Source organism: Geodermatophilus sp. SYSU D00663 (assembly GCF_054050655.1).
Window position 1 is genome coordinate 1 of record NZ_JBJGZT010000052.1, and the last position, 3,464, is coordinate 3,464.

Consider the following 3,464-nt stretch of genomic DNA (forward strand, 5'->3'; position numbering starts at 1 on the left):
GGGGGGGCGGGGGGGGGGGGGGGCCGGGGGGGGGGGGGGGCGGGTGTTTTGGGGGGGCGGGGCGCCGGGGGCCCGGCCCCCCGGGGGGGGGCCACCCCCCGAGCGGCGGCCGGGGAGCAGGAGCCGGACGCGACGGAGCCCGCGTCCCCTCGAACGGGACGCGGGCTCCGGGCCTGCGGGGGAGCGGGGCTCAGGAGGCCCCGGGGCGGGCGGCGATGCCGGCCAGGGTCTCGTCCATGTCCCGGTCGCTGTCGGCCGTGCCGGCGTGCACCAGCAGGATCGGCGTCAGGTCGTCGGCGGCCGGGACGGGGCCGGCACCGGCCGGGGCCAGCAGCAGGGCGGGCAGCGTCTCGGTCTCCGCGGCGACCTGGACGCCGGCCTTGCGCAGCGAGTCGGCCACGTTGCGCCGGACGCCCCGCCGGCCCTCCGCGGCCCGCAGCTGCAGCGGCACCCGGCGGCCCACGGCGGCGTGCGCGGCCAGCCGGAGGGCGGCCCGGCCGGAGGCGTCGCCGTCCTGCAGCACCGCGACCGGCCCGCCCGGCTGCAGGCCCGCCTCGCCGAGCTCGCCCGAGACGGTGACCACCGACCCGCGCAGCGACGGCGGCCAGGGAGTGCCGGCGGTGAGCGCGCCCTCGACGATGCCCCAGCCGCTGCGGACCAGGACGACGTCGGCCGCGGTGCTGCCGGCCAGGTCGGCCACCTCCGCCCACGGGTCCTCGCTGAACCGCGAGGCGACCGACGCCTTCAGCCCCCGGGCCTCGACCAGCCGGGCCAGGGACCGCAGCTCGTCGGCCACGGTGGCCATCAGCTCGAGGTCGGCGCCCAGGCCGCTGGACACCTCGGGCTTGGGCCGGGAGCGGCGGACCACCCGGGTCAGCACGACCTGCGCGGGCGACTCGCGGCCGACCAGGTCGCAGGCCAGCTCGACCAGCGCGGCGTCCCGGTCGGGCTCGTCCACGACGACCACGACGGTGTAGGCCTCGGTGAGCCCCATCTCCGCCCGCTCGGCCGCGGCGATGTCCCGGTCGAGGATCCGCCTGGGGTAGACGAGGTTGAGCAGCGGCGTGGCCATGCCCGTCGTCACCAGGGCCATGATCACCATGAGCGTGAACATCTCGCCGTCGAGCACGCCCTGCTGGACGCCGATGTTGAGGATGACCAGCTCGGTGAGCCCGCGGGTGTTCATCAGCGTGGCCAGGGCGGTGGACTGGCGCCGCGGGACCCGCATGGCCCGCGCGGCGGCGTACGCGCCGACGAACTTGCCGGAGATGGCGACCAGCAGGATCAGGCCGAGCTCGCCGAGGCCGGCCAGGTCGATGGCGCCGACGTCGACGTTGAGGCCGGTGATGACGAAGAACACCGGCAGCAGCAGGAGCACGCTGACCTGCTCGAGCCGGTCGATGATCTCGTGGTTGAGCCGGGCGGCGCCCTTGCGGGGCATGACGACGCCGAAGAGGAAGGCGCCGAAGATGAAGTGGATGCCGATCTCCTCGGCCACCCAGGCGCTGGTGAGGATGCCGATGAGGACGCCGGCGAGCATCTCCGGGGTGAGCTGCCCGAGCCGCTCGTAGCGGGTGACGAGGACCCGCAGCACCGGCTTGACCACCAGGAACATCACCAGGGCGAAGGCCACCGACAGGCCGAGGATCAGCACCACGCCGGTGAACGACGAGGCGGCCACGATCGCCACGACGACGGCCAGCAGGCACCAGGCCAGGACGTCGTCGACGGCGGCGCAGGCCAGCGCGAGCACGCCCGTGGGGACGCGGTGCATCTGCCGCTCGGCGAGGATCCGCGCGAGCACGGGGAACGCGGTGATGGACATGGCCACGCCCATGAACAGGGCGAACCCGAGGAAGGGGATCACCGAGGTCGACCCGTCGGTCGCGGTGAAGACGTCGTGCTGGGTGTGCAGGTAGGTCGCCAGCAGCACGCCGAGCGCGAACGGCAGCAGGATCGACGCCAGCGACACCGAGACGGCCACCTTCTCCCGGCCGCGCATGAACGACAGGTCCACCTCGAGGCCGACCAGGAACATGAACAGCACCAGGCCGAGCTGTGCCAGCACGTTGAGGAACGGCCGGATGTCGGTCGGGAACAGCAGCAGGTCGAGGTCGCCCGGCAGGGCGCCGAGCAGCGTCGGGCCCAGGAGGATGCCGGCGACGATCTCGCCGACGACGGCCGGCTGACCGACCTTGACGGCCAGCCGCCCCATCAGCCGGGCGATGACCATGATCACCGCGAGGTCGACGAAGACGTAGGCGATGATCTCTGCGACGGGGCGCGCTTCCACGTGTTCTCCGGGCATGGCTGTCCGCGCCGCGTGGGACCGCGCGGGAGTCGGTTGGGACGGCGGGGACCGGGCACCCGGGGCCACGCCGGGCGCGGATGCTAGCCGCGGCGGTCCGGTCGCAGGGGTCCCGCGCGCGCGGCATCTCGGCGGGCGCGAACCGGTTCCCGGACGGCGGGTCCCCCGGCACACTGTGCCGCTGCCGCGCACCGCGGCGTCCGGCGCGGCCGGGGATACAGCGTTTCAGGAGGACATGCATGGATGCCGTCGGCCTGGTGGGCGCGGCGCCTGCCAACATCGCGGACTACCAGGTGGTCCGCGTGCTCGGTGAGGGCAACAACGGCCGCTTCTACCTCGCCCGCCCCCCGGCGCGGCTCGGCCTGCCCGACGAGTACGTCGCGGTGAAGGTCTTCACCGGCACCCACAGCGAGCAGGCCTACGAGCGGGGCGTGCGGGAGCTGCGCGCCTTCGCCCAGGTGGCCTCGCCGTACCTGGTCAAGGTCTACGACGCCGTGCTGCAGGACAGCTTCCTGTACGCGATGGAGTACTGCCCCCTCGGTTCGCTGGCCGCCCCGGCGCGGCCGCTGAGCCGCGGCGAGGTGCTGCGCGCGGTGGCGCACGCCGCGCACGCCGCGCACGCGCTGCACGAGGCGGGCCTGACCCACGGTGACGTCAAGCCGGCCAACGTCCTGCTCACCGAGGAGGGTGGCAAGCTCTCCGACCTGGGCCTGGCCCGCTACCTCGCGCCGGGCGTCACGCTGACCGGCATGGCCAGCGCCGCCTCGGTCGAGTTCCTGGACCCGGCGCTGCTGCGCGGTGACCGGCCCTCGCGGGCCACCGAGGTGTTCGCCCTGGGCGCCACCCTCAACCGGGCGCTCACCGGCACCGGCCTGTACGGCGAGCTGCCCGACGGCGAGCCGCTGCTCGCCATCCGCCGGGTGATGAGCGCCGAGCCGGCGATCGCTCCCGGCCTGACCGACGAGGAGGCCGCGCTCGTCTCCGAGTGCCTGGCCCCGGTGGGGCAGCGCCCGGTGACCGCGCTGCAGGTGGCCGAGCGGCTGGACCGGATGGCCGCCGAGGGGCGGGGCGCCGCCCGCGCCTGACCGGCGTCCGACACCACCAGGGGCCCCGGCCGCCCCCCCCCCCGGGGGGGGGGCGGCGGGGCGGGGGGGGG

Annotated in this window: 2 protein-coding genes; one reads left to right on the top strand and one right to left on the bottom strand. The window is 75.5% G+C overall.

Annotation, left to right across the window (positions count from 1 at the left end; translation table 11 throughout):
- Positions 1–190 precede the first annotated feature (190 nt).
- Positions 191–2,293, bottom strand: coding sequence for a cation:proton antiporter (locus ACI79Z_RS22765; protein WP_387985256.1), 2,103 nt, complete (start codon positions 2,291–2,293; stop codon positions 191–193).
- Between the two features lie 254 nt (positions 2,294–2,547).
- Between ACI79Z_RS22765 and ACI79Z_RS22770 the strand changes: the two genes are divergently transcribed.
- Positions 2,548–3,393, top strand: coding sequence for a protein kinase domain-containing protein (locus ACI79Z_RS22770; RefSeq protein ID WP_456904218.1), 846 nt, complete (start codon positions 2,548–2,550; stop codon positions 3,391–3,393).
- Positions 3,394–3,464: the final 71 nt, after the last annotated feature.